We start from the raw sequence: 12546 nt of genomic DNA on the forward strand, positions 1-12546 counted from the left end.
TAAAGTCATCTACATTTATAAGCTATCGACAGCATCATTAATAATAAACAACTTATTTTTATCTTTAAATGTAGATTTATATCTTTGCTTTATTTCTTAAAAAAATAATTTTTTTATAATTTTCTTAAAATTCAAATTCAATACGATCATTACCTAGCAAGGTTTTAAGCTCTACAATTAGGGCATCCTCTGGAATAACTCGCCAAGTCGTACCAAATTGTATTCTTACTATAGAATCATCCCTATGATAGTAAAGATTTACAGGTACACTTCCATGCCGATAGGGTTCAAATAGTTGTTGTAAACGCTGCAACATAGCTCTATCAGCTTCACTGTCCGTTAATGTTACCGCCAAACCTTTAACATACTTCGCCCGAGCATCCTTTAAGTCGACCATATCACGTACCGTCATTTTGAATCCACCATTAAAATCATCATGGCTGACTTGACCGGTAACAATTAAAATTTTATCTTTAACCAATAAATGCTCAAATTTTTCCAGTGCATCAGTAAAAAGCATACCGTCAATACGACCTGAGCGGTCATCCAAGGTAAATAAACCGATTTTATTCCCTTTCTTGGTAATGCGAACCCTTGCATCAACAACAATACCGGCAAAAGTAACCATTTTTCCCCAACCCGTTGGAGAAGCTTCACTGATCCGTAAACCGCCAGCATAACGATTTAACTCTTTCAAGTATTGTGTAACTGGATGCCCAGTTAAATAAAGTCCTAAAGTATCGCGTTCACCATCAAGTAAAACTTGCTCTGGCAATTCTGGAACGGCAGCATAAGCATGTTCAACTTGTTCTGGCTCTTCAGCTAAAACCCCAAACATATCTTCTTGACCAATATCTTGTGCTTTAGCATATTGATCCGCTGCTTGCATAGCATCGTTAATACTATTTAAAATCGCTGCTCGATGTGGTCCTAATTTGTCAAAAGCGCCTGCCATGGTGAGTTTTTCCAAAACACGACGGTTAATTTTTTTCATATCGGTTCGGGCACATAATTCAAAAATATTTTTAAAATATCCACCACTATTACGCGCTTCAACTATTGCCTCAATCGGACCTTCACCCACACCTTTTATTGCACCAATACCGTAAACAATTTCACCTTTATCATTCACATGAAAATGATACAAGCCACTGTTAATATCGGGCGGATTAATTTTGAGTCCCATGCGTAGACATTCATCGACCAGACCAACGATTTTATCTGTATTGTCCATATCAGCCGTCATAACTGCTGCCATAAACTCTGCCGGATAGTGTGTTTTTAGCCAGAGAGTTTGATAAGAAACAAGTGCATAAGCTGCCGAATGCGATTTGTTAAAACCATAACCTGCGAATTTTTCAACTAAATCAAAAATTCGCATAGCCAGTTCCCCATCAACGCCTTGCTTTTCAGCGCCTTCTTTAAATACAGAACGTTGCTTAGCCATTTCTTCTGGCTTTTTCTTACCCATAGCTCGACGTAATAAATCCGCACCACCTAAGGTATAACCAGATAACGTTTGTGCTATTTGCATGACCTGTTCTTGATAGAGAATAATACCATAGGTAGGTTCTAATATAGATTTTAAAGATTCGTGCTGATGATTAATATCGGGGTAAGACACCTCTTCACGGCCATGTTTACGATCGATAAAATTATCCACCATGCCCGATTGTAAAGGTCCAGGTCGGAATAATGCGACTAATGCAATCATGTCTTCAAAGCAGTCAGGCTTTAAACGCCTGATGAGATCTTTCATACCACGCGATTCAAGCTGGAAAACTGCGGTTGTTTCAGCATTTAACAGTAAATCAAACGATTTCTGATCATCAAGCGGAATGCGTGTAATATCAACCGTTTCTAAACCTTCTCTAGCTTGACGCTCATTAATCATTTTGATTGCCCAATCGATAATGGTTAATGTGCGTAAACCTAAAAAGTCGAATTTGACTAGTCCAGCATATTCGACATCATTTTTATCAAATTGTGTAACAGGATGATGACCTTCAGAATCACAATAGATCGGCGAGAAATCAGTAATTTTAGTTGGTGAAATCACGACCCCACCAGCATGTTTACCTGCGTTTCGTGTCACCCCCTCTAATTGTCTGGCAATATCAATTAACGATTTGACATCTTCATTATTATCATAAATTTCTTGCAATTGAGGTTCGAGTTCAAACGCTTTTGCTAGGGTCATTCCGGGGTCAAGAGGTATGAGCTTTGCGATACGGTCAACAAATCCGTAAGGGTGCCCAAGCACTCGCCCCACATCGCGAATAACGGCTTTAGCAGCCATTGTACCAAATGTAATAATTTGTGAAACCGCATCTCGACCATACATGTCAGCAACATGATCTATCACTAAATCACGTTTTTCCATACAGAAATCAACGTCAAAATCTGGCATTGATACCCGTTCAGGATTTAAAAAACGTTCAAAAAGTAAGTCAAAGGCTAACGGATCCAAATCCGTTATTTTCAGTGCATAAGCAACAAGAGAACCAGCCCCTGAACCACGACCGGGACCAACAGGAATATCATTATCTTTAGACCATTGAATAAATTCCATGACGATCAGGAAATAGCCAGGAAAACCCATCTGATTGATTACGTTTAATTCGGTTTCTAAACGTTCATCATATTCTGGTCTTTTTTGTTGTCTAACATTAGGATCTGGAAATAAAAATTCTAATCTTTCTTCTAAACCTTCACGTGATTTGTGAACTAAAAAATCTTCAGTAGACATATTCCCTGTTGGGAACTTAGGTAAAAAATATTCTCCTAATCGAATAGACACATTACAACGTTTAGCAATTTCAACACTATTCTCTAATGCTTCTGGAATGTCAGAAAACAGTTCGCACATTTCTTGTTCTGAACGTAAATATTGTTCAGCTGAGTAGTGTTTTGGTCTATTAGGATCTTCAAGGGTGTTACCATCGTGAATGGCAACACGAATTTCGTGAGCTTCAAAATCAGAAGGAACTAAAAATCTTACATCATTAGTTGCCACAACAGGTAATGTATATTGTTCAGCAAGTTTAACTGCACTATGAATAAAAAGCTCTTCATTAGCACGCTTTGTGCGTACTAATTCAAAATAAAAATGGTCTTTAAAGTTTTCACAATAAAATTGGACAGCACTGTCAATTATTGCTTGATTATTACGGATAACACCAATACCTACATCACTTTCACGACCAGCTAGAACAATCAATCCTGATCGGTACTCTGTTAACCATTCTTGATCAACAACCGGAATATCACCGATGTAACCTCTTTCATAAGCTTTGGAAATCAATAAGGTAAGATTTTTATATCCATCATTATTGGCTGCTAATAAAGTTAAGCGAAAAATATCATCTGGCATTTGTTGATTTTTTATAGCAAGATCAGCGCCAATTATAGGTTTAATACCTTTTGACATTGCTGTACCATAAAATTTTACTAGCCCACAAAGATTAGTGAAATCCGTAATTGCAAAGGCTGGCATCTGTAACTTGCTCACTTCATTTACTAATGTACCAACTTTAGCAATTCCATCGATCATTGAGAAATCGCTATGTAAATGGAGATGAATAAATTGAGGTTCTGCCATAATTTCCAGTAATGATATTGCTTTAAAATTTACTTCAGATTATAGCACATGCTATATAAATATTCTTATTCTCTTTATCGATAAGATTTAACACATCTAAAATAATTTTCAGGAAGGCTTTCGTCGATAATAAAAATTACCGACGAATAATTTCAGAATAAGAAATTAGATTTTTTTGAATAACACTGAACCATTAGTTCCACCGAAACCAAACGAGTTACACAGTGCATACTCTAAATTCTTAACTTGACGAGCTGTATGAGGTACATAATCGAGATCACATCCGTCATCAGGATTATCTAAATTAATAGTTGGCGGTACAGCTTGATCACGCAATGCTAGTACAGTAAAGATTGATTCAACAGCACCAGCTGCACCCAGTAAATGACCAATCATTGATTTTGTTGAACTGACCATTACTTTGCTTGAATTTTCTTTAAAAACGCTTTTCACTGCTTGAGTTTCAGCTTTATCACCAGCAGGAGTTGATGTACCATGCGCATTGATATAACCAACTTGTTCAGGTGTAATACCAGCATCACGGATTGCACATTTCATCGCTAAGGCCGCACCACTGCCATCTTCTGGAGGTGAAGTCATATGATAAGCATCGCCACTCATTCCAAAACCGACAACTTCTGCGTAAATTTTTGCACCACGTTTTTTAGCATGTTCATACTCTTCTAAGAACATGATTCCTGCGCCATCACCAAGTACAAAACCATCACGATCTTTATCCCAAGGTCGACTTGCAGCTTTAGGATTTTCATTATTAGTTGATAATGCACGTGCCGCACCAAATCCGCCAATACCAAGTGGTGTACTTGCTTTTTCGCCGCCACCGGCAAGCATACCATCTGCATCACCATAAGCAATCATTCTTGCTGCATGCCCGATATTATGGACACCAGAAGAACAAGCGGTAGCTATAGTAATACTTGGGCCTTTTAATCCATAAATGATAGATAAATGACCAGCAATCATATTTACAATAGTAGATGGAACAAAAAATGGGCTAATTTTACGTGGCCCGCCATTAATTAGCGCGCTATGGTTTTCCTCAATTAATCCAAGACCACCAATACCTGAACCAATAGCACAACCAATACGTTCTGAATTTTCTTCCGTAATTTCGATGCCAGCATCTTGCATTGCTTGAATACCAGCGGCTATGCCATATTGGATAAAATAATCCATTTTACGTGCATCTTTACGTGAAATATTATAATCTTCGCCATTAAAGTTTTTAACCATCGCGGCGAAGCGCGTTGCAAAAGGGGCTGTATCAAAGTGTTCGATGAGTTCAACACCACTTTGACCTGCTAATAAAGCTTGCCAAGTGGATTCAACTGTATTACCAACTGGAGATATCATGCCCATTCCAGTAACAACAACTCTGCGTTTAGACACATTGTCCTCCAGAAAAGGATTGAGATGAAATTTGAATCAATGATAATTTTACATTGAGTTTTCTAAAAATGAATACTAAGCCGATTATGTTTCAACAAGTTAAAAACATAAATACGAACTAGGCGATCAGTTGACCGCCTATCACGAAAACTCAGCTAAAATTATTGATTTGCAGTAATATAATCAATTGCTGATTGAACAGTTGTGATTTTTTCAGCTTCTTCGTCAGGAATCGCTGTATCGAATTCTTCTTCTAAAGCCATAACAAGTTCAACTGTATCAAGAGAGTCAGCGCCAAGATCTTCTACAAAAGAAGATTCGTTTCTTACTTCGTCTTCTTTTACACCAAGTTGCTCAACAATAATACTTTTAACTCGCTCTTCAATAGTGCTCATACTCTTTTTTTTCCTATAAAAATCGCCGAAAGTGGCGGTGAATGTAAGTTTATAAAATGTTGAAAAAGATGCAAACCATTTTTCAACCCAATTGTTTAATTTTTGTTCGAATCGTCAAAATATTAACTTATTTTACACTATTCAAATCAATTACACCATATACATGCCACCATTGACATGCAAAGTTTCGCCTGTAATGTAAGATGCTTCATCAGATGCCAAAAATGCAACAGCATTAGCAATTTCAACAGGTTCACCTAAACGCCCCGCAGGGACTTGTGCTAATGTTAAAGCTTTCTGTTCCTCGGTAAGTGCTTCTGTCATATCAGTTGCAATAAATCCTGGTGCTACAACATTTACTGTAATTCCTCGAGACGCAACTTCACGAGCTAACGATTTACTAAAACCAATCAAACCTGCTTTTGCTGCAGCATAATTCGCTTGACCGGCGTTACCCATCGTTCCCACAACAGAACCAATAGTAATAATTCTACCATAACGTTTTTTCATCATTGTTCGCATCAAAGCTTTTGATAGACGAAAAACCGAAGTTAAGTTGGTATTTAAAATATCTTGCCACTCATCTTCTTTCATTCTCATTAATAGATTATCACGAGTAATACCTGCATTATTAACTAAAATATCGATATCACCAAATTCTGTTTTAATTGCGCCAATAACCGATTCAATTGATGATTCATCTGTCACATTCAAAGCATAACCTTTACCGTGTGAGCCTAAATATTGGCTTATTGCTTCAGCACCTTTTTCTGTTGTTGCTGTACCAATAACTGTTGCACCACATGCAACTAATTTTTCTGCAATTGCTTTACCTATTCCGCGACTTGCACCTGTAACTAAAGCAATTTTTCCTGATAGGTTCATAACTACCTCTTTTAAATTTTTATTTAGTATTTTCTAACGCAACATCCAAAGAAGCTTTATCATTGACTGCACAAGCAGATAATGAATCAACAATACGTTTAGTCAATCCTGTTAATACTTTACCTGGTCCCATTTCAACTAAAAGTGTTATACCTTGTTTTGCCATTTCTTCAACTGTTTCAGTCCATCGAACAGGACTATAAAGCTGAGCAATAAGTGCTGCTTTAATTTGATCTGCAGATGATTCAACTTTAACATCAACATTATTAATTACCGCAAATTTTGGCGTATTAAAATTAATGTTATCTAATGCTATTGCTAATTTATCTGCTGCTGGTTTCATTAATGCACAATGAGAAGGAACACTGACAGCAAGAGGTAATGCGCGTTTCGCACCCGCTTCTTTACACAAAGCACCAGCACGTTCAACCGCTTCTTTATTACCAGCAATAACAACTTGACCCGGTGAATTGAAATTAACGGGTGCAACAACTTGGCCTTGAGCGGCTTGTTCACATGCTTTACGAATTGACTCATTATCGAGCCCGATGATTGCATACATGGCACCTGTACCTGTTGGTACAGCTTCTTGCATAAGTTGTCCACGTAATTCAACTAATTTGATAGCGTCTTTAAAATCAATAACACCTGCACAAACTAATGCCGAATATTCACCTAAACTATGACCGGCCATAAATTCTGGTTGTGCACCATTTACACTCTGCCATACCCGATAAATTGCTACAGATGCAGCAAGTAACGCAGGTTGTGTTTGCCAAGTTTTATTTAATTCTTCTACTGGACCGTCTTGTACTAGTGTCCATAAGTCATAGCCTAATACCTGTGAAGCTTCATCAAAAGTTGATTTCACAATTGGATAATTATCAGCAAGATCTTTTAGCATACCTACCGCTTGTGAACCTTGTCCTGGAAATACCATTGCAAATTTGGTCATTTTAAAATCCTTGATCACTTAAAATAATTGATTAGTTAAAATCTAACGAGCGCAGAGCCCCATACAAAACCACCACCAAATGCCTCTAATAGAATTAATTGGCCACGTTTAATGCGTCCATCTCGGACACCAGCATCTAATGCACAAGGTACCGATGCAGCTGAAGTATTTCCTTGTTTATCCAACGTTACAATGACTTTACTCATATCCATATCTAAACGTTTAGCTGTCGCTGAAATAATTCTTAAATTTGCTTGATGAGGCACCAACCAATCTAAATCGGTTTTATTAAAAGCATTTTCAGTTAAAAGCTCATCAACTAAATTTGAGAGTTCTTTAACTGCTATTTTAAACACTTCATTACCATGCATCGTCATATAGACAGGATCATTCATATTACGGCGATCGACATAGGGATATTTTAATAGATCGCCATAACGTCCGTCAGCATGTAGATGTGAAGCAATAATGCCGGGCTCTTCTGATGCTCCGACAACAACAGCACCTGCTCCATCACCAAAAATAATTACAGTCCCACGGTCAGCCGGATCAACACCACGTGTTAACATGTCGGATCCAACCACTAAAGCATATTTGATTGCACCACTTTTTACATATTTATCCGCAATATCTAATGCATAAACAAATCCTGAGCATGCTGCTGATACATCAAAGGCAATCACATCGCCTATCTCAAGTTTAGCTTGTAGTTCAGTTGCAGAACTTGGAAAAGCATTAATTGAAGTAGCTGTTGCAACAATAATTAAACCAATATCATTTTTATCGATACCAGCCATGTCAATAGCATTAATTGCCGCTTCATAAGCCATTGTTGTTACTGTTTCATCAGGAGCGGCAATACGTCTTTCTTTGATACCAGTGCGAGTTGTAATCCATTCGTCACTAGTATCAACCATTTTTTCAAGATCTGCGTTGGTTCGAATCTGTTTTGGAAGATAACTTCCTGTTCCTAATATCTTTGTATACATCTAATTATTCGCTCTTAGGTAGTGCGGAAGAAAGACTAGTTGCAATCTTCTCTGGTATATTTGTTTGGATAGCCAAAATAGCTTGTTCTATTGCTGCAAAAAAAGATTTTTGATTGGCACTACCGTGACTTTTGATCACAATACTTTGAAGTCCAAGTAAACAGGCTCCATTATATCGCCCAGGATCCAAATAACAAAAATTTTTTGCAATCTTTCTTTGTACCCATTTGCTCAGTAATTTCATTAAAAAAGAATTATGATTCAAAGATAACTTAAACGAAGACATAAAGATTTTGATTAAGCCTTCGACCGTTTTTAGTGTTACATTACCTACGAACCCATCACAAACTAACACATCGGTTTTACCAGTTAAAAGATCATTGCCTTCTAAATAACCGATATAATTAATTTGATCATTCGATTTTAATACAGCCGCAGCTGCACGAATTTTATCTAATCCTTTAATATCCTCTTCACCAATGTTAAGTAATGCAACTCGTGGAGTTTCGATCTTAAGTACAGTCTTAGCAAGAATCTCACCCATTATCGCAAATTGTACTAACATATCGCTATCACATTCAGCATTAGCCCCGAGATCCAAAACAACTGTATCTTGATTATTTAAGGCTGGTATAGTCGCAACCAAAGCGGGACGGTCAATACCGGTTAGAGAATGTAATAAAAGTTTAGATAACCCCATCAAAGCCCCTGTATTACCTGCACTAACACATGCTTGAGCAGAGTTTTCTTTGACAAGTTCCAATGCAATTCTCATTGAAGAGCCTTGACTATGGCGAATTGCGTAAGATGGCTTCATGTCATTCGTAATCACAGTGGTTGATTCTATCAATACCAATCGACTATCGTTTTGATACTGTGCAATAAGTTTGGTATTTTCTTTAGACAAAAAGGAGCTTATTTCTGTTAGATTACCTACCAGAAAGATAGAAAGATTTGGATAACGATTTAGTGCTTGTATTGCAGCAGGAACAACAATACGAGGACCGAAGTCCCCGCTCATAGCATCTAACGCGATGGTTAGATTATCCAAAATGTCACCTGAGGATTTCTAAATTCGCAGTAATTATTTCGAAATCACTTTACGACCACGATAATAACCATCAGCGGTTACGTGATGACGTAAATGTGTTTTACCTGATTCATCAACTGAGATATTAGCAACAGTTAATGCATCATGTGAACGACGCATACCACGTTTTGCACGAGTTTTACGATTCTGTTGAACAGCCATGGATTTACCCCTTATTCTTTAAACTAACTAAAATTGCAAATGGATTTGGCTTTTCATTCTCTTTTGGAATATCACCAAATACCATATCTGCCTCTGACACTTCGCAGTGTTTACTATCATGTACCGGCGCAATTGGTAACGAGAGAATAATTTCGTCCTCAAGTAACGCTAATATATCCACTTCACCGAACTCGTTCATCAGAACAGGTTCATAATGTTCCGGTAGTGTCTCTGCTTGAGCATCGCTCTTTACAGGACTAAATTTATTCATCACATGAATTTCAGTGATAAAAGGTTTAAAACAACGTTGGCAAATCAGTTCCAACGTTATCTTCGCATCAATGTTGATAACACAGAGTTTTTGCTCATCATAATCAAAGGATAAGCGGCACTCGATATCACTTTTTGGACTTTCAACCCTTGTTACACTTTTTGCTGGATAATATCCAACATAATCAAGTCGTTTCTGTGCAGCTTTAATAGGGTCGATCGTTAATGGCAATTTATTTTGCATAAAATATGCACATCTACCTTAAAAAATTATTTAGTATAGTTAAAAACTACACGATGCCGTAAGGCGCGCATATTACCTTTAAATCAAGGTTTCGTCAATGGGATCGTATAAGATAATTTGTTTTAGTCGTTGATTATTGGCTTGATATTTTTATTACTCCATTATTTCAATAATATAAAAAACATCAAATTTGAGATTTTTATTTGATAATTATAAGCCAATTTTAGACAAACAAATTAAAACGATTTCTAATCAATTTACCAGCTACCAGAAGCGCCTCCACCACCACTACGACCACCTCCGCCACCGCTAAATCCTCCTGAGCCGCCTCCAAACCCTCCACCGCCAAAACCTCCTCCACGGAATCCGCCGCCACCTGAACCACTGCTACCATTTATTCGTAAAAATCCACTCGCAATCGTACTCATGACAAACGCCAAGAATAATAAGATAAAAGCAATGGATATAGAATGACCATTCCATAAGGTAAACCCACCTACTGATAATCCATTAAGTAGCCCAGTACCCAAATTTCGACTGGCAGAGCGTTTAGACGATCCTAGCGGAATAATACTATTAATAACAAAGCAAATGAAAAAAGAGACCAAACCATAATTAAATAATTTAGCACCAAATTCACCAGCAAGTAGCGTACCAATATCGGATTCATTGCTATTTTCATTACCTAGGGGTTCTGAGTTATCTATTTTTTGTTTCAAGACGGATATAGCATTTTTGATACCTTGATAATAGTTATTTTGTTTGAATTCCGGTGTTAATTGTTCACGAATAATATGGCTAGCAATTAAATCGGTTATGGTTCCCTCTAACCCATAACCGACTTCAATATGCATACGTCTATCGTCTTTAGCAATTAATAATAAAATACCATTATCTTGTCCTTTTTTTCCTATTCCCCATTGAGCAAAAACTCGAGTCGCGCATTGTTCAATGGTTTCATCTTCAAGTTTTGCAATCATTAATATGATAATTTGAGCACCGTCAGTTCTTGGTTTTTCAAATTCAATTAGGCTCGATTCTAAATCATCAATTTGTGATGGCGTCAGTGTATTTGTCGTATCAATCACCCGCCGGGTAAATTGTGGAATTTCAGTCAGCCCAAAACAAAACCAACTGAATATTAACAATAAGCTAACTGGAAAGTATCTCTTCATTATATTCACTACCCAAAATTAACTGCAGGTGCATTAGAAATCTGTTTTTCATTTTCAACACTAAACTGTTGTTTTGGTTTCACGCCTAAAACATCTGCTACCCATTTTGTGGGTAATTGACGGATATAAATATTGAAATTTTGCACTGCTTCAATGTAGCGTCCTCGAGCAACAGCAATACGGTTCTCAGTACCTTCAAGTTGGCTCATTAAATCTTGATATAATGTATTAGCTTTAAGCTCTGGATAATTTTCACTAACTGCTATCAAACGACTTAATGCAGAACTCAATTCAGATTGTGCTTGCTGAAATTTAGAAAATAAAGCAGGATCGGTAAGTTGATCTGCATTTAATTGTATTGAACCAACTTTGGCTCGGGCGTCAGTGACTTGTGTAAACACCTCTTTCTCGTGTGTCGCGTATCCTTTAACAGTATTAACCAAATTAGGGACTAAATCTGCTCGACGTTTATACTGGTTAATAACTTCTGACCATGAAGCCGCCACTTTTTCATCTTGAGTTTGGATACTATTGTAGTTTTTAAAAAAAATGAATCCGGCAACAATAAGTAACGCAATAATGAGTAACACAAGTTTTGATTTCATCGTAAACCCCTTATAAAATTGTCTAATTAATAGGTAATGTAGAAAAACACAACTAATCGAAACTAATAACAATTAAACTAAGGACATCAAAATATAGATCAATATATGAAATGAGTACTGAATATCATTAATACATAAACATGATTTGAATCGGAACTAAAAAGAACACTATAAGTAATAAAGAAAAGATAGTCAGGAAAAAAGTAATTCAATGTGGATTAGCTCAATTTTTCATTAGTTTTGTATTTTTTTAGAATAAATATACGCTAATCACACCAACATTTTTATAATAGTTAGATTGTATTATAGCTATTTTTATAAACTTTGCGAAGTATAATCATAACTTATTATTAAATTCCATTATGTCACTATTGGATTATTGCTCACATAACCTTAATGAATTAATGATGAATCGGAATATTAGATTTTTGCTTGTTTCATCAAATTTATTATTTTAGTAAAACATCAAAACATTCTAATTGTGCCGGTTCAAAATAGATATCACTATTATTCGGTCGATTATTCGTATTACGATGAGTATGTTTGAAGTGATCTGAATTTACCCAGACTTCAAAATCAGCTTTTGATTCCCACTCGGCAAATGAAGAAAATAAAGTATAATCCTGTTCAGTTTTTCCTTGTAGAAAGTAAAAACGATTAAATCCTTTCATCTCTTTCAAATGGCTATCACGATTACGCCATATGTCAATAAAAGTCTCTTCACTACCTCGTTTTATTTTAAAACGGTTCATAACAATATACATA

Annotated in this window: 12 protein-coding genes; all 12 read right to left on the reverse strand. The window is 36.5% G+C overall.

Translation table 11 applies throughout. From position 1 onward, the window contains the following. Positions 1-124 precede the first annotated feature (124 nt). The 12 genes from dnaE to GYM75_RS10980 all read right to left on the reverse strand — a co-directional run bounded on the left by dnaE (position 125) and on the right by GYM75_RS10980 (position 12545). A complete protein-coding gene (gene dnaE, locus GYM75_RS10925) occupies positions 125-3601 on the reverse strand; it encodes a DNA polymerase III subunit alpha (RefSeq protein WP_220215971.1) in 3477 nt (1158 codons plus the stop codon). 165 nt (positions 3602-3766) lie between these two features. Next, entirely contained in the window at positions 3767-5011 is a 1245-nt protein-coding gene (fabF, locus tag GYM75_RS10930; protein WP_255556769.1) for a beta-ketoacyl-ACP synthase II, read from the reverse strand. Positions 5012-5172: 161 nt separating this feature from the next. Next, entirely contained in the window at positions 5173-5406 is a 234-nt protein-coding gene (gene acpP, locus GYM75_RS10935) for an acyl carrier protein (RefSeq protein ID WP_220215972.1), read from the reverse strand. Between the two features lie 150 nt (positions 5407-5556). Continuing rightward, on the reverse strand, positions 5557-6291 hold the full coding sequence (gene fabG, locus GYM75_RS10940; RefSeq protein ID WP_220215973.1) for a 3-oxoacyl-ACP reductase FabG: 735 nt from the start codon (positions 6289-6291) through the stop codon (positions 5557-5559). A 19-nt stretch (positions 6292-6310) separates the two neighbouring features. Beyond that, complete coding sequence (gene fabD / locus GYM75_RS10945; RefSeq protein WP_220215974.1) at positions 6311-7246, reverse strand: ACP S-malonyltransferase; 936 nt, start codon at positions 7244-7246, stop codon at positions 6311-6313. Positions 7247-7281: 35 nt separating this feature from the next. Continuing rightward, positions 7282-8235: a beta-ketoacyl-ACP synthase III gene (locus GYM75_RS10950; RefSeq protein ID WP_220215975.1), complete on the reverse strand. Its 954-nt coding sequence runs from the start codon at positions 8233-8235 to the stop codon at positions 7282-7284. 4 nt (positions 8236-8239) lie between these two features. Further along, positions 8240-9286, reverse strand: coding sequence for a phosphate acyltransferase PlsX (gene plsX, locus GYM75_RS10955; protein ID WP_255556770.1), 1047 nt, complete (start codon positions 9284-9286; stop codon positions 8240-8242). 33 nt (positions 9287-9319) lie between these two features. Continuing rightward, entirely contained in the window at positions 9320-9487 is a 168-nt protein-coding gene (gene rpmF / locus GYM75_RS10960) for a 50S ribosomal protein L32 (RefSeq protein ID WP_025316508.1), read from the reverse strand. A gap of 4 nt (positions 9488-9491) precedes the next feature. Next, positions 9492-10001: a 23S rRNA accumulation protein YceD gene (gene yceD / locus GYM75_RS10965; protein ID WP_220215977.1), complete on the reverse strand. Its 510-nt coding sequence runs from the start codon at positions 9999-10001 to the stop codon at positions 9492-9494. A 257-nt stretch (positions 10002-10258) separates the two neighbouring features. Beyond that, a complete protein-coding gene (locus GYM75_RS10970) occupies positions 10259-11176 on the reverse strand; it encodes a YgcG family protein (protein WP_220215978.1) in 918 nt (305 codons plus the stop codon). Positions 11177-11184: 8 nt separating this feature from the next. After that, entirely contained in the window at positions 11185-11781 is a 597-nt protein-coding gene (locus GYM75_RS10975) for a LemA family protein (protein ID WP_220215979.1), read from the reverse strand. Positions 11782-12230: 449 nt separating this feature from the next. Further along, positions 12231-12545 (reverse strand): antibiotic biosynthesis monooxygenase, encoded by a 315-nt coding sequence (locus tag GYM75_RS10980; protein ID WP_220215980.1) that lies wholly within the window; start codon positions 12543-12545, stop codon positions 12231-12233. Position 12546 lies beyond the last annotated feature (1 nt).

Origin of the sequence: Gilliamella sp. ESL0441, assembly GCF_019469185.1 — a bacterium.
Taxonomy (GTDB): Bacteria; Pseudomonadota; Gammaproteobacteria; order Enterobacterales; family Orbaceae; genus Gilliamella.